Origin of the sequence: Enterobacter cloacae complex sp. R_G8, from assembly GCF_024599795.1 — a bacterium.
Classification (GTDB): Bacteria; Pseudomonadota; Gammaproteobacteria; order Enterobacterales; family Enterobacteriaceae; genus Enterobacter; species Enterobacter dissolvens.
The window spans coordinates 1,766,586-1,783,225 of the sequence record NZ_CP102246.1; the positions used below are offsets into that span (position 1 = coordinate 1,766,586).

At 54.6% G+C, this 16,640-nt stretch carries 16 protein-coding genes; 9 read left to right on the top strand and 7 right to left on the bottom strand.

Features of this window, described 5'->3' with window-relative positions:
* Positions 1 to 89 precede the first annotated feature (89 nt).
* Positions 90 to 926 carry an S-formylglutathione hydrolase gene (gene fghA, locus NQ842_RS08400; protein WP_063412497.1) on the bottom strand — a complete coding sequence of 279 codons (837 nt, stop codon included), beginning with the start codon at positions 924 to 926 and terminating at the stop codon, positions 90 to 92.
* Between the two features lie 138 nt (positions 927 to 1,064).
* Here fghA and NQ842_RS08405 point away from each other — a divergent pair, with 138 nt between their 5' ends.
* The 7 genes from NQ842_RS08405 (at position 1,065) to mglC (ending at position 9,259) form a co-directional block, all read left to right on the top strand.
* Positions 1,065 to 2,213, top strand: coding sequence for an MFS transporter (locus tag NQ842_RS08405; protein WP_257256720.1), 1,149 nt, complete (start codon positions 1,065 to 1,067; stop codon positions 2,211 to 2,213).
* 102 nt (positions 2,214 to 2,315) lie between these two features.
* Positions 2,316 to 2,984: a GTP cyclohydrolase I FolE gene (gene folE / locus NQ842_RS08410; protein WP_013097957.1), complete on the top strand. Its 669-nt coding sequence runs from the start codon at positions 2,316 to 2,318 to the stop codon at positions 2,982 to 2,984.
* Positions 2,985 to 3,002: 18 nt separating this feature from the next.
* A complete protein-coding gene (gene yeiB / locus NQ842_RS08415) occupies positions 3,003 to 4,160 on the top strand; it encodes a DUF418 domain-containing protein YeiB (protein ID WP_014832693.1) in 1,158 nt (385 codons plus the stop codon).
* Positions 4,161 to 4,315: 155 nt separating this feature from the next.
* A complete protein-coding gene (galS, locus tag NQ842_RS08420; protein WP_014832692.1) occupies positions 4,316 to 5,338 on the top strand; it encodes an HTH-type transcriptional regulator GalS in 1,023 nt (340 codons plus the stop codon).
* Positions 5,339 to 5,633: 295 nt separating this feature from the next.
* Positions 5,634 to 6,632, top strand: coding sequence for a galactose/glucose ABC transporter substrate-binding protein MglB (gene mglB / locus NQ842_RS08425; RefSeq protein WP_014832691.1), 999 nt, complete (start codon positions 5,634 to 5,636; stop codon positions 6,630 to 6,632).
* Positions 6,633 to 6,712: 80 nt separating this feature from the next.
* Positions 6,713 to 8,233 carry a galactose/methyl galactoside ABC transporter ATP-binding protein MglA gene (gene mglA / locus NQ842_RS08430; RefSeq protein WP_014832690.1) on the top strand — a complete coding sequence of 507 codons (1,521 nt, stop codon included), beginning with the start codon at positions 6,713 to 6,715 and terminating at the stop codon, positions 8,231 to 8,233.
* A gap of 15 nt (positions 8,234 to 8,248) precedes the next feature.
* Positions 8,249 to 9,259: a galactose/methyl galactoside ABC transporter permease MglC gene (gene mglC / locus NQ842_RS08435; protein ID WP_013097952.1), complete on the top strand. Its 1,011-nt coding sequence runs from the start codon at positions 8,249 to 8,251 to the stop codon at positions 9,257 to 9,259.
* Positions 9,260 to 9,309: 50 nt separating this feature from the next.
* Here the strand turns inward: mglC and NQ842_RS08440 are convergent, their stop codons facing one another.
* The 6 genes from NQ842_RS08440 to NQ842_RS08465 all read right to left on the bottom strand — a co-directional run bounded on the left by NQ842_RS08440 (position 9,310) and on the right by NQ842_RS08465 (position 14,678).
* Complete coding sequence (locus NQ842_RS08440; RefSeq protein ID WP_014832689.1) at positions 9,310 to 10,698, bottom strand: glutamine synthetase family protein; 1,389 nt, start codon at positions 10,696 to 10,698, stop codon at positions 9,310 to 9,312.
* A gap of 120 nt (positions 10,699 to 10,818) precedes the next feature.
* Positions 10,819 to 11,538: an outer membrane permeability protein SanA gene (gene sanA, locus NQ842_RS08445; protein ID WP_014832688.1), complete on the bottom strand. Its 720-nt coding sequence runs from the start codon at positions 11,536 to 11,538 to the stop codon at positions 10,819 to 10,821.
* Positions 11,539 to 11,665: 127 nt separating this feature from the next.
* Positions 11,666 to 12,550, bottom strand: a complete 885-nt coding sequence (gene cdd, locus NQ842_RS08450) for a cytidine deaminase (RefSeq protein ID WP_257256721.1) — start codon at positions 12,548 to 12,550, stop codon at positions 11,666 to 11,668.
* A 129-nt stretch (positions 12,551 to 12,679) separates the two neighbouring features.
* Entirely contained in the window at positions 12,680 to 13,375 is a 696-nt protein-coding gene (locus NQ842_RS08455) for a CidB/LrgB family autolysis modulator (RefSeq protein WP_257256722.1), read from the bottom strand.
* Positions 13,372 to 13,770 (bottom strand): CidA/LrgA family protein, encoded by a 399-nt coding sequence (locus NQ842_RS08460; protein WP_023619766.1) that lies wholly within the window; start codon positions 13,768 to 13,770, stop codon positions 13,372 to 13,374. Before NQ842_RS08460 ends, NQ842_RS08455 begins: the two co-directional genes overlap by 4 nt.
* A gap of 185 nt (positions 13,771 to 13,955) precedes the next feature.
* A complete protein-coding gene (locus tag NQ842_RS08465) occupies positions 13,956 to 14,678 on the bottom strand; it encodes a type 1 glutamine amidotransferase (RefSeq protein WP_257256723.1) in 723 nt (240 codons plus the stop codon).
* A gap of 59 nt (positions 14,679 to 14,737) precedes the next feature.
* On the opposite strand from NQ842_RS08465, the gene NQ842_RS08470 reads away from it, so the two are divergent.
* Positions 14,738 to 15,535: a helix-turn-helix domain-containing protein gene (locus NQ842_RS08470; RefSeq protein WP_046888320.1), complete on the top strand. Its 798-nt coding sequence runs from the start codon at positions 14,738 to 14,740 to the stop codon at positions 15,533 to 15,535.
* 41 nt (positions 15,536 to 15,576) lie between these two features.
* On the top strand, positions 15,577 to 16,509 hold the full coding sequence (gene dusC / locus NQ842_RS08475) for a tRNA dihydrouridine(16) synthase DusC (RefSeq protein WP_046888321.1): 933 nt from the start codon (positions 15,577 to 15,579) through the stop codon (positions 16,507 to 16,509).
* Positions 16,510 to 16,640: the final 131 nt, after the last annotated feature.

Consider the following 16,640-nt stretch of genomic DNA (forward strand, 5'->3'; position numbering starts at 1 on the left):
GTTTGATGTGAAGGGCAGGCTACTGAGGTGATTCACTCCGATGGCAGGGTATGCCCGGCACGCAGAGCGTCACCGGGCGAGAAGGGGATTTACCCGAACAAATGCTCCGCATGGAAACGAAGATGATCCTCAATAAAGGAGGCGATGAAGTAATAGCTGTGGTCATAGCCTGGCTGAATGCGCAGCGTCAGCGGCCAGTCCTTCTGACGTGCGGCTTCAGCCAGCACGGCAGGTTGTAATTGCCCTGCCAGGAACTGATCCGCATCACCTTGATCGACAAGCGTCGGGATCGCACTTCCTGGCTGGCTCGCCAGCATCAGGGCGCAACTGTCCCATTCCTGCCAGCGTTGCGCGTCATCGCCCAGATAATTTGTAAAGGCTTTCTGCCCCCACGGGACCTGGGTGGGGTTCACAATCGGCGCAAACGCGGACACGCTGGTGTATCTGCCCGGGTTTTTTAGCGCCATGATCAACGCGCCGTGTCCACCCATAGAATGCCCGCTGATGGCACACCGGTTGCTTACCGCAAACTCACGCTGGATCAGCGCTGGCAGCTCGTCGGCAATGTAGTCGTACATGCGGTAATGGCTTGCCCACGGCTGCTCGGTGGCGTTCAGATAGAACCCGGCCCCTTTGCCCAGATCATATCCGGCATCGTCCGCCACCTCATCGCCACGCGGGCTGGTGTCTGGCATCACCAGGGCGATACCCAGCTCGGCCGCCACACGCTGCGCGCCCGCTTTAGTGGTGAAGTTCTCATCGTTACAGGTTAACCCCGAGAGCCAGAACAGAACCGGGGGCTTAGCACCCTCATCAGTGGGCGGCAGGAAAATGCTGAACGTCATGGCACAGTTCAGTACGGCGGAGTCGTGGCGCCAGCGCTGCTGTCGACCTTCAAAACAACGATGCTCTTCGAGCAGTTCCATGCAGGGCTCCTTAATGCGAATTGCTATTCATTCAGTCCATAATACAGAGTTTTCATTTACCTGTGAGCAACTTTCACTTTCGCAAGACAGCGAGATACTGCATCATAAATTTACTTTTTGTTAACAACTGGAGCGGTCATGGCGCTGCGAATTGCGCTCAGTGGATTTGTGGTTCTGGTGGTGGCGATGGGGATTGGGCGCTTCGCGTTTACCCCACAGGTGCCGCTGATGATTGCCGCCGGGCAACTCACGCTCACCAGCGCAGGTCTGGTGGCGGCGATGAACTATCTGGGCTATCTGGTGGGCGCATGGGATGCGATGCGCGCCCATCGCTTTGTTGAAACCCGCCTCTGGCTGGGCATTACTGGCGCGGTGGCGCTGACGCTGCTTTCCGCCGCGGCAGATAACCCGCTGGTACATGGTCTTCTGCGCTTTGTGATTGGCTGCATGAGCGGCTGGTCGATGGTGTTGATTGCCGCCTGGACCAACGAGCGGCTGGGGCAACTGGGTAAACCGGGCCTGAGCGCGGCCGTGTTTGCCGGGCCGGGTGCTGGTATCGCCCTGAGCGGATTGCTTGCGGTTTATATCCAGGCGAAAGCGTTATCGGCCGGGGCTGCATGGCAGATCTACGGCGTGCTGGCGCTGGTGCTTATCGCATTGATTGCCCGCTATTTACCGCGTGCCGGGCAACTTCACCGGCCGGGCAGTGCGCCTGAACCATTGATTCTGACGCAAGATTTAAAGCGCCTGGTCTGGAGCTACAGCCTGGCCGGGTTTGGCTACATCCTGCCTGCGACGTTCTTATCGCAAATGGCGGCCGTGCGTTTCCCCGGTAGCCTGTTTGCACAGTTTGTCTGGCCGATCTTTGGCATCGCCGCTGTGGTGGGCATCGTGCTCAGCATCGTTTTGCGTCACACCTCTACCTCGAACCGCAGGCTGGCTATCGTGCTGTGGTTACAGGGGGCGGGCGTGCTGTCGGCCTGGCTACTGCCGGGGATTAGCGGTTTGCTGACGGGCGGTCTGCTGGTGGGGGGCGGATTCCTGTGTGCCGTTCAGCTCTCTTTACTCTACGGGCGCGAGCTGGCACCCGAACATACCCGCTACATGGCGGGGCTGCTGACCACCGGTTACGCCATTGGCCAGTTAGTGGGGCCGATGACCTCAGCGTTATCCACCTGGCTTACCCACAAGCTTGAGCCTGCACTGGGGCTGGCAGGCGTGGCGCTGTTCATTGGCGGCGCGCTGGTGTGGAACCGTCAGGCTGAAAGGCAACAGCAATTGCAATAATTATCGTCGTGAATACTGGATTATGTGCGCCGCCTCACGCACAATGAGCGCACACTTTTGCCACAACGAGGGCAGAAGACGCCACACCTGCAGGAGAAAAGAATGTCATCACTCAGTAAAGAAGCGGCCCTTGTCCACGAAGCCCTGGTTGCGCGCGGTCTTGAAACGCCACTGCGTCCACCCGTTCAGGAAGTGGATAATGAAACCCGTAAACGTCTTATTGCCGGGCACATGACCGAGATCATGCAACTGCTGAATCTCGATCTGAGCGACGACAGTTTGATGGAAACGCCGCATCGCATCGCAAAAATGTATGTCGACGAAATTTTCTCCGGCCTGGATTACGCCAACTTCCCGAAAATCACCGTCATTGAAAACAAAATGAAGGTGGATGAGATGGTCACGGTGCGTGATATCACGCTGACCAGCACCTGTGAACACCACTTTGTGACCATCGACGGTAAAGCGACCGTGGCTTACATTCCCAAAGATACGGTGATTGGTCTGTCCAAAATCAACCGTATCGTGCAGTTCTTTGCCCAACGCCCACAGGTGCAGGAGCGTCTGACGCAGCAGATCCTGACCGCGCTGCAAACGCTGCTGGGCACCAATAATGTCGCGGTCTCCATTGACGCGGTTCACTACTGCGTGAAAGCGCGCGGTGTGCGTGATGCCACCAGTGCGACCACCACCACGTCGCTGGGCGGTCTGTTTAAATCCAGCCAGAACACCCGCCAGGAGTTCCTGCGCGCTGTGCGTCACCACAACTAATCAGACAGGGCAGGGACCATGGAGCGAAACGTCACGCTCGATTTTGTTCGCGGCGTCGCCATTCTCGGTATCCTGCTGCTTAATATCAGCGCCTTCGGCTTGCCGAAGGCCGCCTATCTCAACCCGGCCTGGTATGGCGACATCAGCCGCAGCGATGCCTGGACCTGGGCGATCCTCGATCTCTTTGCACAGGTGAAATTCCTCACCCTGTTTGCGCTGCTGTTTGGTGCTGGCCTGCACCTGCTGCTCAAACGCGGCACCCGCTGGATACAATCACGTCTGACGCTGCTGGTTCTCCTTGGCTTTATTCACGGCCTGTTCTTCTGGGATGGTGATATTCTTCTCGCCTATGGATTGGTCGGGCTGATTTGCTGGCGGCTGATCCGCGACGCGCACAGCGTAAAAAGCCTGTTTAATACCGGCGTCATGCTCTATGTCATGGGGCTTGGCGTACTGCTGTTGCTGGGTATGATTTCCGGCGAGGCGACCAATCGCTCGTGGATACCGGACGCCGCCAACCTGCAGTATGAGCAGTTCTGGAAGCTAAAAGGCGGTGCGGAAGCGATAAGCAACCGTGCGGATATGCTGGGCGATAACCTGCTGGCGCTGGGTGCGCAATACGGCTGGCAACTGGCGGGGATGATGCTGATGGGCGCATCCCTGATGCGTACCGGCTGGCTGAAAGGGGAATTTAGCCTGCGCCACTACCGTCGCACAGGGGCTTTGCTGGTGCTACTGGGGGTGGCGATCAATCTCCCGGCGGTGATCGCGCAGTGGCATCTTCACTGGGATTACCGCTGGTGCGCTTTCCTGCTGCAGGTTCCGCGCGAGCTCAGTGCCCCGTTCCAGACCATCGGCTACGCCGCGCTCATCTATGGCTTCTGGCCGCAGCTCTCCCGTCTCTGGATTGTCAGTGCTGTTGCCTGCGTCGGCCGCATGGCGTTAAGCAATTATCTGCTGCAGACTCTCATCTGCACCACGCTGTTCTACCGATTTGGCCTGTTTATGAAATTCGACCGCCTTACGCTGCTGGCGTTTGTTATTCCGGTCTGGATGGTAAACCTGACGTTTTCGGTTATCTGGCTACGCTATTTCCGCCAGGGGCCGCTGGAGTGGGGGTGGCGTCAGTTAACCGCAAAAGCGTCAGGCGTTTCATTGAGTAATACATCCAGATAACGATCTGGATCACAATCATTAACAAAACGGATGTAACCGTTTTCATCCGTGTGAGCTTCTTCACGTAGTCCCTTTTCTCTCGCTGCCAAAATAGCCACCTTGCTAAACACAGGGGGTGTCTGTGAGTTGCTGCAATCCTTTTAAGGATGGTGAATATGATCACCATTCGTGACGTCGCCCGTCAGGCGGGCGTTTCTGTGGCTACCGTCTCTCGCGTGCTAAACAATAGTGCGCTGGTCAGCCCTGAAACCCGTGAAACCGTGATGAAAGCCGTGACCCAACTGGGTTACCGGCCCAATGCTAACGCGCAGGCGCTGGCTACCCAGGTCAGTGACACCGTGGGCGTGGTGGTGATGGACGTGTCGGATGCGTTTTTTGGGGCGCTGGTTAAAGCGGTGGATGTTGTCGCCCAGCAGCACCAGAAGTATGTGCTGATCGGCAACAGCTATCATGAAGCAGAAAAAGAGCGCTATGCCATCGAAGTGCTGATCCGCCAGCGTTGTAACGCGCTGATTGTCCATTCAAAAGCCCTGAGTGATGAAGAACTTGCCGGATTTATGGAGCAGATCCCCGGCATGGTACTGATCAACCGTATTGTGCCCGGCTATGCCCACCGCTGCGTAGGGCTGGATAACGTGAGTGGCGCGATGATGGCCACGCGTATGCTGATTAATAACGGGCATCAGCGGATCGGATATCTGGCGTCCAGCCACGCGATTGAGGACGATGAACTGCGTCGCGAAGGCTGGCAAAACGCCCTGAAAGAGCACGGCATTGCGCCTTCTGAAAGCTGGGTAGGTACCGGCACACCGGACATGCAGGGAGGGGAGGCGGCGATGGTCGAACTGCTGGGCCGCAACCTGCAGCTCTCTGCGGTGTTTGCGTACAACGACAGCATGGCCGCCGGGGCACTGACCGCGTTAAAAGATAACGGCATTGCGGTGCCACAGCATTTATCGTTGATCGGTTTTGATGATATTCCCATTGCCCGTTACACCGACCCGCAGCTGACAACGGTACGCTATCCCATTGCCTCAATGGCCAAACTGGCGACAGAGCTGGCGTTACAGGGCGCGGCAGGGCAGCTGGATCCGGGGGCAACTCACTGTTTCATGCCGACGTTAGTGCGTCGTCATTCGGTCTCTGCCCGGCAAATTGTGGTTCCGATCACTAACTGATAAAGCGAGCTGATGTAACCGTTTTCAATCTGTGAGTAAATTCACAGTATCTTAACAAGGCGCTGACTATGATGTCAGCGTTTTAGGGGCTGAAACGCTATGTAACAGTGATTATTCACTTTCACTATAGCCAACGTGCCGCAAACAACGAATAAAACGCATTTCTGGAGCGTTACCGAACACGGAAGATAGAAATTTTATAAGTGAACTTCGGCTGTCAGTAACGTTTTATTAACATCTGCCCGCCGATCGTTTTTCACAAGAACTACCCTGCATAAAAAAAACCGGAGATACCATGAATAAGAAGGTGTTGACTCTGTCTGCTGTAATGGCAAGCATGCTTTTTGGTGCTGCAGCGCACGCTGCGGATACCCGTATTGGTGTGACTATCTATAAATACGACGACAACTTCATGTCTGTTGTGCGTAAAGCGATCGAGAAAGATGCTAAAGCAGCGCCAGATGTTCAGCTGCTGATGAATGACTCCCAGAACGACCAGTCCAAACAGAACGACCAGATCGATGTTCTGCTGGCAAAAGGCGTGAAAGCACTGGCAATCAACCTGGTTGACCCGGCTGCTGCAGGCACAGTTATTGAGAAAGCGCGCGGCCAGAATGTGCCAATCGTCTTCTTCAACAAAGAACCTTCCCGTAAAGCGCTGGACAGCTATGACAAAGCGTATTACGTCGGTACTGACTCCAAAGAGTCCGGTATTATTCAGGGCGATCTGATCGCGAAACACTGGGCGGCCAACCCGAACTGGGATCTGAACAAAGACGGCCAGATCCAGTTTGTGCTGCTGAAAGGCGAACCGGGCCACCCGGATGCTGAAGCGCGTACCACTTACGTTGTCAAAGAGCTGAACGACAAGGGCCTGAAAACCCAGCAGCTGGCCTTAGATACCGCAATGTGGGATACCGCTCAGGCGAAAGACAAAATGGACGCGTGGCTGTCTGGTCCTAACGCGAACAAAATTGAAGTGGTTATCGCTAACAACGACGCGATGGCTATGGGGGCGGTAGAAGCCCTGAAAGCACACAACAAATCCTCTATCCCTGTGTTCGGCGTGGATGCGCTGCCAGAAGCCCTGGCGCTGGTGAAATCGGGTGCGATGGCCGGTACCGTGCTGAACGATGCCAATAACCAGGCGAAAGCGACCTTCGATCTGGCGAAAAACCTGGCCGACGGTAAAGGTGCGGCTGATGGCACCAACTGGAAAATCGACAATAAAATCGTTCGCGTACCTTACGTGGGCGTAGACCAGTCCAACCTGGCTGAGTTTATCGGTAAATAAGATAGTTAGTCATGTCTCCACAGGGCGCAACATGTTGCGCCCTTTTATAACGCGATATGCGAGGCCAACAAGGTATAATTATGGTCAGCACAACTACTCAGTCGTCCGGTGAATACTTGTTGGAAATGAACGGCATCAACAAGTCGTTTCCCGGTGTTAAGGCACTCGATAATGTTAATTTAAAAGTTCGTCCTCACTCTATTCATGCGTTAATGGGGGAAAACGGGGCAGGTAAATCAACATTATTAAAATGTCTTTTTGGGATCTATCAAAAAGATTCTGGCAGTATTCTTTTTCAGGGGAAAGAGATCGATTTCCATTCAGCAAAAGAAGCACTGGAAAACGGTATCTCAATGGTTCACCAGGAATTGAACCTGGTACTGCAACGTTCGGTAATGGATAATATGTGGTTGGGTCGTTATCCCACCAAAGGTGTTTTTGTCGATCAGGACAAAATGTACCGTGACACCAAAGCCATTTTCGATGAGCTGGATATTGATATCGATCCGCGCGCCCGCGTGGGAACATTATCCGTCTCACAAATGCAGATGATCGAAATTGCCAAAGCGTTCTCCTATGATGCGAAAATTGTCATCATGGATGAACCGACCTCGTCATTAACGGAAAAAGAGGTTAACCACCTTTTTACCATTATTCGTAAGCTGAAAGAGCGCGGCTGCGGCATTGTTTATATCTCCCATAAAATGGAAGAGATCTTCCAGCTGTGTGATGAGATAACCATCCTGCGCGACGGCCAGTGGATTGCCACCCAGCCTCTGGAAGGGCTGGACATGGACAAGATCATCGCCATGATGGTAGGCCGTTCCCTGAACCAGCGTTTCCCGGATAAAGAGAACAAGCCAGGCGAGGTGATCCTTGAGGTCCGTAACCTGACCTCGTTGCGCCAGCCCTCCATTCGCGATGTCTCCTTCGACCTGCACAAGGGCGAAATTCTGGGTATTGCTGGCCTGGTCGGGGCAAAACGTACTGATATCGTTGAAACCCTGTTTGGTATTCGTGAGAAAGCCGAAGGCACCATCACGCTGCACGGTAAGAAAATCAACAACCACAACGCCAACGAGGCCATTAATAATGGTTTTGCGCTGGTAACGGAAGAGCGCCGTTCAACCGGTATTTATGCCTATCTGGATATTAACTTTAACTCGTTAATTTCTAATATTCGCAACTATAAAAACAAAGTTGGACTGCTGGATAATTCCCGCATGAAGAGCGATACCCAGTGGGTTATTGACTCCATGCGCGTAAAAACGCCAGGTCATCGTACGCAAATTGGTTCGTTGTCGGGCGGTAACCAGCAGAAAGTCATTATCGGTCGTTGGTTATTAACGCAGCCAGAAATTCTGATGCTGGATGAACCGACCCGTGGTATTGACGTCGGCGCGAAGTTTGAAATTTATCAGCTGATTGCCGAGCTGGCGAAAAAGGATAAAGGGATCATTATCATCTCTTCCGAAATGCCGGAATTGTTAGGGATCACGGACCGTATTCTGGTTATGAGCAATGGTCTCGTTGCCGGTATTGTTGACACGAAAACGACAACGCAAAACGAAATTTTGCGTTTAGCGTCTTTGCACCTTTAAGATCAGGGGCTCCTCATGAGTGCGTTAAATAAAAAAAGTTTTCTCACTTATCTGAAAGAAGGCGGTATTTACGTTGTTCTTTTAGTATTGCTGGCCATTATCATTTTCCAGGACCCTACGTTCTTAAGTCTGCTGAACCTGAGTAACATTCTGACTCAGTCTTCCGTGCGTATTATCATCGCGCTGGGTGTGGCGGGGCTTATCGTCACCCAGGGGACTGACCTTTCCGCGGGGCGTCAGGTCGGTCTGGCGGCGGTGATCGCGGCAACCCTGTTGCAGTCGATGGAAAACGCCAACAAGGTGTTCCCGGAAATGGCGACCATGCCCATTTTCGTGGTGATCCTGATTGTCTGTGCCATCGGTGCGGTGATTGGGTTGATTAACGGTATCATCATCGCTTATCTGAACGTGACGCCCTTTATCACCACTCTGGGCACGATGATCATCGTTTACGGCATCAACTCCCTGTACTACGACTTCGTCGGCGCGTCCCCTATCTCGGGCTTCGACAGCGGCTTCTCGACCTTTACGCAAGGCTTTATTGCGCTGGGCAGCTTCCGCCTGTCGTACATCACCTTCTACGCGCTGATTGCGGTGGCTTTCGTCTGGATCCTGTGGAACAAAACCCGCTTCGGTAAGAACATCTTCGCCATCGGGGGTAACCCGGAAGCAGCGAAAGTGTCCGGCGTGAACGTGGCCCTGAACCTGCTGATGATCTATGCGCTGTCCGGTGTGTTCTACGCCTTCGGCGGGATGCTGGAAGCGGGCCGTATCGGCTCTGCCACCAACAACCTCGGCTTTATGTACGAACTGGATGCGATTGCCGCCTGCGTGGTGGGTGGAGTCTCCTTCAGCGGCGGCGTGGGCACTGTGCTCGGCGTGGTCACCGGTGTGATCATCTTTACGGTCATCAACTACGGTCTGACCTATATCGGCGTGAACCCATACTGGCAGTACATTATTAAAGGCGCCATTATCATCTTCGCGGTTGCGCTGGATTCACTGAAATACGCCCGCAAGAAATAATCGCTTCTCGCATTATCTGGCCCGCTCACCGAGCGGGCTTTTTTTATGTCTCACGCCAGCGCCGATTCCTGCCCGGTGACAATACTTTCAAACCAGTCGAGCTCCGCGAGTTTGCACGCGACCCACTGGTGTGAAAACGCCTCGCCCAGGCTGTCGATGAGATACTGGCAGCGGGCAAATTCTTCAATGGCCTGTTGCTGGAACAGCGGCAGTACCGGTTCATCATGCTGCGGTGCGGGTAAATCCTTTTCGTCGAAATTTTCCAGCCCGTACAACATGCCGGTCAGGATGGTCGCCGCCACCAGATACGGGTTGGCATCAGCCCCCGCCAGCCGATACTCAATGCGGCGGTTGCTCTCGTCCGAGCAGGGGATGCGTAGCGCGGCGGAGCGGGTGTTATAGCCCCAGGAATTGAATAACGGCTCAGTGAGGTTTTTTCGCAGGCGGCGAAACGCGTTTACGCCGGGTGCCAGAATGGCGACGGAGGCGGGCATCAGCGCCAGCTGGCCCGCAATGCATAAGCGCATCATGCTGTTCAGTTCATCCACCGGCGAGGCAAACATATTTTCGCCGTGAATGTTGTTCAGGCTGAAATGGAAATGCAGACCGCTGCCGGATTGCTGGCTAAAGGGTTTCGCCATAAAGTTGGCCTGCAGGCCGTGCTTCTCTGCCACAAAGCGGGTTAAGCGTCGCAGGGCCAGCACGTTATCGCACATCTCAACCACGTGATGGCTGTGCTTGAGGTTTAATTCGAACTGACCGGATTCGGCCTCGGCCACGATCCCGGTAAGGGGAATACGCTGCAGGTGTGCCAGTTGTTCCAGTTCGTCAAATAGCGCGGTGTGTGCCGTTGAGGTATCCAGATGAAAGCAGCCCTGATTCTGCGGATCCTGTGGGCCTCTGCCGGTGAGATAGAACTCAATCTCCGGGGCAATCACCGGGTAGAGACCATGCTGGTGAAAGCGGGCCAGGACGTTCTGCAGTATCACGCGTGGCTCAAGTGAACAGGGGGTTCCGTCGCTCTCTTTCATTGTTAGCAGGATCTGTGCGTTGTGCTGCGGATCGTGTGAAGAGGGGCGCAGGGAGCCCGCTACCGGAACACAAAAACGGTCTGGCTCATCATCAAGCGCGGCGGCTATCTTTCCTTTCTGGTCCATCGAATAGACAGAGAGGGGAAAATAACAGCCCTTTTCAAGGCTCAGCATGTTCTCCACCGAGAGTCGCTTGCCGCGCATGATGCCATTGATATCGTTGAGGTAAACGTCAATATGTTTTGTCTGCGGGTAACGCGCCAGATAATCCGCCACTTCCACCGACACGTTATGCTGCAAGGCATCCAGCTTTTCATCAAGCCACAGCCCAGAATTTAGCGCGGTCGGGAGGGATAAACCCGGGAAGTTAAAATATGGACGGATACTTTTCAGGAAAAACGCATTCATTATCGAGTTCATAGTCATTCTTCAATGAAGCCGTAGCGGCAGTGAACTCAGCATAAAAGGGCAGGCGTAAAGGTCGGATAAAAAGTGTGGCGCCTGGCGTAAAGAAACGATAAAAGCGGGCTACTTTTTCTCTTTCTTCTGGATCTCAGGCAGCTGTTCCGGGGTGACGGCCGGGTAGCCCTGTGCATCTTCAGGCACTTCATGCATGGCCGGAATCGGCACCAGAGGACCTAAAAAGCGCGGTTCACGTTTGAAGATATAGAGGTCAGCCAGCGCCCCGAAGCGGGCGCCAAACTCGCGCACGCGTACGCTCAGCATATCTTTTGGCGATGGCACGGCGTAACACTGCGCCTGAATGCCCATGTGCAGCGCGATAAACAGCGCACGTTCGCAATGGAAGCGCTGGGTAATGATGATGAAGTCGTTGGTATCGAACACTTTGCGCGTGCGCACGATGGAGTCGAGTGTGCGGAACCCGGCGTAGTCGAGCACGATATCTGCCGGATCAACGCCGGCGGCAATCAGGTCTTTACGCATGGTGACTGGTTCGTTGTAGCTTTGCAGCGCGTTATCGCCGCTTAACAACAGGTAATTGACCTTACCGCTGTTGTAGGCGTTGAGCGCGCCCTGAATACGGTAGCGGTAATACTGATTGATAACACCGGTGCGGTAATACTTTGCGGTGCCGAGCACCACGCCAACCTGGCGGTAGGGGAGATCCTGCAGATCGTCAAAAATGTAGGGGGCCGTTTTCCAGCTCATCCAGCGGTCGAGACCCAGCACGATCAACAGCAGTATGCCGACCAGGACAGACAGGCTGTAAAAAACGCGCTTTAACATGCAGATGGCTCGTACCGAAGGTGAAATTTAACTCAGGCTACTGTACCCGTCTGGTTAGCGCAAGAAACAGCGCATCAACTGAGGGCTTTTTCAGCAAACTGGCGGGCATTTCTGCCCGCCGGATGGATCACGCCAGTAATACACGCTCGATTGACGAGCAGCCCAGCGCTTTCAGGGTGGCGGCGGTAGCATCCCACTGAATCAGCGGCGCATCGGCAATTTCTGCCAGAATGGCGCGCTGGATATCCGGGTAGTCGTAGCCGTTGAGGCTCAGCAGGTTAAGTGCGCCCTGCAGCGGTGGCAGCGTTGGGTTAAACGCGGCGTTTTCCGCATAGCTGCCGCTAAAGATACGCCCATCGCGGCACTGCAGTGCCACGCCGCTCGGGGAGTTGCTGTATGGCGTGTGGCTCTTGTTGGCAGCGCGAATGGCTGCCTGGTTCAGGTCATCACCGGACAGCGCATAACCGTGGTCCTGCTCGTCCATCAGCAGGGTTTTGATCTCAAGATCTTTCGGGCCGAAGGCGTCAGGCAGGTAATCGCCCAGCGTGTGCGGCGCGCGACCCGGCAGATTGATGCGCAGTTGCAGCCCGCTGTTCAGTTCATTCATAAACTGACGACAGTGGCCGCACGGGGTGTAGTTTACGGTAATGGCGCTCAGGGCATTTTCGCCACGCAGCCAGGCGTGGCTGATGGCGCTCTGTTCCGCATGAACAGTCTGCTGCATGGTTGCGCCCAGGAACTCCATGTTTCCGCCGAAGTACCAGGTGCCGCTGACGCCACGCGCGATGGCACCCACGTTAAAGTGGGACAGATCGGCACGCGCACAGGCGGCAGCCAGGGGGAGCAGTGCGAAAGCCAGCGCGTCTTCGTCTAGATCCGTTGCCTGTTTCAGCGTGGTGATCTGCTCAGCGGTGAGCAGGGCGGGGAAATGCTCATCCGCCAGAATCGGGGCCAGAGCTGATTGCAAATTCTCTGCAAGCCGGGCGAAAGCCGCTTGAAAACGTGGATGCATGGCGTTTGCCTCATAAAGGTTAATGGATCGGTAGTGTACGGAGCCGTCAGGGCTTTATATGTGATCCACTTCTCATTATGTATGCAACTTATGAAAACAAAATGAAATTTGCGCGACGCATCGCAAATTTTAGCCCATCACCGCCAGAATAATGGGGAAAATGAACGGCGCCATCAGCGAGGTCATGATTCCGCAGATCACCAGTGCCAGCGAGCTGAACGCCCCTTCCTGGTAATCCAGCTCCGCACAGCGGGCGGTGCCCAGCGCGTGCGACGCGGTACCCATCGCCAGACCGCGTGCGGCTTTGGTATTAATGCGCATGACATTGAGCAGGGTATGGCCAAACACGGCGCCCAGTATGCCGACGAAGATCACGCACATGGCGCTGATGGCCGGAATACCCCCGAGGCTGCCGCCCACGGCCATGGCGATAGGCGTGGTCACCGATTTCGGCAGAATAGAGGCGGCAATTTGCGCAGAGGCCCCCATCAGCAGTGCGACTGAAGTACCGGTGATCATCGCCACCAGGCTCCCCACAAAACAGATGGTAATAATGGATTTCCAGCGGGCGCGGATCTGGTGTAGCTGTTCATATAAAGGAAAGGCGAGCGCGACCACGGCGGGTTGCAGCAGGTCGTTTAAAATTTTGCTGCCGGCAAAGTAGCGTTCGTAAGGAATACCGGTAAGCAGCAGGAACGGGATAATCACCACCATCGCCACCAGCAACGGGTTAAGCAGCGGCATCTTGAACCGGGCGGCAAGTTTGCGTGCCGCGAAGAACACCGCCAGGGTTAATGGCAGCGACCACCAGATATTAGCCATCATTGTTTTGTTCCTTTCTGTCCAACCACTTTGCGTTCGCCATGCACCAGATGCGAACTCCAGCTCACCACCAGGAAAACCACCAGCGTACTGACCGCGCAGGAGACGACGATCGGGCCGAACTGCGCCTTGAGCAAATCAAAATACTGCATTACACCGACACCAATCGGCACGAACAGCAGCGCCATATAGCGAATGAGGACGAAGCAGCCAGGGTTGACCCATTTCGCCGGCAGAATTTGCAGGGCCAGCAGAACAAAGAGGATCAGCATGCCGATGATGCTGCCTGGAATGGTGATAGGAAGCAGGGAAGCGATGAAAATCCCGGCGTACAGGCAGGCGTAAATCAGGACGAATGCGCGCAGATATTGCCAGATAATGTTTAATGATTTTCTCATGGTTAAAATCCTTGCTGAAACGCATTCATCATACAATTAAACCCGAAAGTGTGCCACGGATCACATCATGAATTTTGAGCATACCAGACATTCCGGAATGGAACGTCTGGTATCACCCTAAAGGGACAGGCTACAGTCTAGAGGAAAGGGAGTGCAGTGGCGAAGTGATGAGCCAGAGAAAAACCTTAGAGTCTAACATTGTGTTGGGCGGTAAGTTTATCGAGAAAAGAAAACAGTGCCTGGTTCATTTCACGATAATCATGCGAGCGGAGTTGTTCAGCCGTTTCGACAAAACGGAATGCCCCTGCACGCCGGAGATCGTGCTGCGAATGCTCAATCAGCAGTTCAACGACCTCCGGCGTCAGCTCCATATGGCACTGAAAACCATAAACCCGTTCGCTGTACTGCACGATCTGCCGGGGACAACCCTCGCTGTAAGCGAGAATCTTTGCCTGCGACGTCAACCCTGGCATGTCGTTATGCCAGTGGCCGACGTTCAGCTCGCGGCCAAAGTCCTCAAACAGCGGGTTCACCTTGCCGGCATCTGTGAGTTTGATGGGAAATTTGCCGATCTCTTTTTCCGGACTGTGGCAAAACGTGGCACCCAGTGCTTCACCGATAAGCTGTGATCCCAGACAAACGCCAATTACCGTTTTACCCGCTTCTATCGCCCGGCGAATGAGTGCAATTTCCGCCTGCGCATCAAACCAGGGACATTCCATAAGCGTGGTGGCGGGTGACTGCGGCCCCCCCATGATGATGAGCAAATCTATGCTTCCCGGATCCTGGGGTAAAGGATCGTCCTGATAAACCCTGGAGTAGCTCAGCGTACAGCCGCGCTTTTTCCCCCAGATTTCATAGGCGCCTGGCGCTTCGAAATGTTCATGAATGATAAAATGGATGTGCATTGCGTCTCTCTCCGGTTACGTGTACAAGCAGCATCATAAGAGAGAGGGAGGAATGTGAAATGCCAACCGTTATCGATAAAACGCCAATACACGACGATGCCATCGGATGGTCCAGAGGGGCAATAAGCTATACCCGCGGGGAAGTCGATCCGCCTCACCAGCATTCACAGGGACAACTTTTATTTGCCATCAAAGGGGTTATGCTCGTTGAAACCGGCAGCAAACGCTGGGTAATACCACCGCAACGCGCGCTGTGGATCCCTCCTTTTCAGGAACACACCTACAGTGTGTTATCCGCAACGGAGCTTCGCGCAGTCTGGTTTAGCCCCGCACTGATTTCGCAATGCGAACCCTTTGAGCGAAAAGAAGAGGTTCACGTAATTATGGCGACAGCGTTGTTCAAGGAGCTGATTGCCGGGCTGTTCAGTGCGGAATACCGGCCGGCAAGTCAGCGTAGCATGGCCGTTTTGCTGCTCGAGATCCTCAGTGAGACGCAGCAGATTTCAGCCGAATTACCGATGCCCGTTGATGAGCGGTTACACCGTGTTGCCTGTGACATCATTGCCAATAATCTCTGGGATGTTTCAATGGTAATGCTGGCGGAACGGGCCGCGATGTCCGAACGCACATTTTCACGCGCGTTTATTAAAGACACTGGCTTTAGCTTCCGCGCCTGGCGACAGCGTGCACGGATTTGTGCCTCGCTGGACCTGCTTGCAAACGGCTACCCGGTTAAGCAGGTGGCCTGGATGCTTGGGTTTTCTGGCCCAGCGGCATTTGCGGCGGCGTTTCGCGCCATTGTCGGGGCAACGCCGGCTGACTTTCTCCCTGAACAGAACCGCTTCCCAGCGATATAGAGAGCGGATACTATAGCGCGTCTTTTTTCACAGGTACTGCTATGCGTGTTTTACTGGCCCCAATGGAAGGCGTGCTCGACTCCCTGGTGCGCGAACTTCTGACCGAGGTGAACGATTACGATCTCTGCGTGACGGAGTTTTTGCGCGTGGTCGATATGTTGTTGCCGGTAAAATCGTTCTACAGACTCTGTCCGGAGCTGCACCGCCAGAGCCGGACCACCTCCGGCACGCTGGTGCGTATTCAACTGCTGGGCCAGTATCCTGAATGGCTGGCGGAGAACGCCGCCCGTGCTGTCGAGCTCGGCTCTTACGGGGTCGATCTCAACTGTGGCTGCCCGTCTAAGCTGGTGAACGGCAGCGGCGGTGGGGCGACGCTGCTGAAAGATCCGGAGCTGATTTACCGTGGCGCGAAAGCGATGCGTGAGGCCGTGCCCTCGCACCTGCCGGTGACGGTCAAAGTGCGCCTGGGCTGGGACAGCGACGCGCGGCAGTTTGAAATTGCCGATGCGGTGCAGCAGGCCGGCGCTACCGAGTTGGTGGTGCATGGCCGCACCAAAGAAGACGGCTACAAAGCCGAGCGCATTAACTGGCAGGCGATAGGCGAGATCCGCCAAAGGCTCACTATTCCGGTTATCGCCAACGGTGAAATCTGGGATTACGAGAGCGCGCAGGCCTGTCTGAAGGCCACTGGCTGCGAGGCGGTGATGATCGGCCGCGGTGCGCTGAATGTGCCTAACCTTAGCCGGGTGATTAAATATAACGAGCCGCGTATGCCGTGGGCTGATGTTGTTACGCTGCTGCAAAAATATAGCCGTCTGGAAAAGCAGGGCGACACCGGTTTATATCATGTGGCGCGCATTAAACAGTGGCTCAGCTATTTACGCAAAGAGTACGATGAAGCGCTGGGATTATTTCAGGAGATTCGGACATTACAGACTTCTGCGGATATTGCGCGGGTGATCCAGTCAAAATAATAAGCGTTAAATTGCTCACACTTTTTTAAAACAAAAAACAATACAGGTTTTCAACGTGGCGCGACGGTGTTAAGGTGCCACTGTTTTCAACGCAGGATTGTTACTGGTTAACAGGCAAAACCTAAGCGTTT